The following is a 404-nucleotide window of genomic DNA, read 5'->3' as shown; positions in this document are numbered from 1 at the left end:
CTCGTCAAGCCCGGCGACCTCATCAGCGCCGAGCTCATCAACGCAATCATCCAGCTGCTCAACGCGCTGGCCACCACGTCGGGTGGGCCCAACGTGGTGCCCAACCTCTTCAGCCGAACGCTGCTCGACGTGAAGGCCCTGCTGGCGCAGTCCGGCGGCAACCTCCAGCTCGCCCTGTCGATGGATGCCTCGGGCCTGGTGGTGAACCTCAATGACCCGAAGAACAACGCGCGGCCGGTCATCGGGCAGATTCCCACGCCGGGCACCCGGGTGCCGGACGGCACGGGCATCCACCTCCTCATCGCAACCATCGCCGGCTCCACGCCCACGCCTCCGGCGAAGCCCACCGTCAGCGGCTTCTCTCCGCTGACGCCGAACATCGGCACGGAGGTGCAGATCATCGG

General features: G+C 67.8%; 1 protein-coding gene. It reads left to right on the top strand.

The window, feature by feature from the left end; translation table 11 throughout:
• The coding region (locus G4D85_RS48630; RefSeq protein WP_164021962.1) for a PASTA domain-containing protein at window positions 1-404 on the top strand (404 nt) is incomplete at both ends.

The organism is Pyxidicoccus trucidator (genome assembly GCF_010894435.1).
Classification (GTDB): Bacteria; Myxococcota; Myxococcia; order Myxococcales; family Myxococcaceae; genus Myxococcus; species Myxococcus trucidator.
Note: the sequence above shows the minus strand (reverse complement) of the source record. Positions and strands in the feature narration are given on the sequence as shown.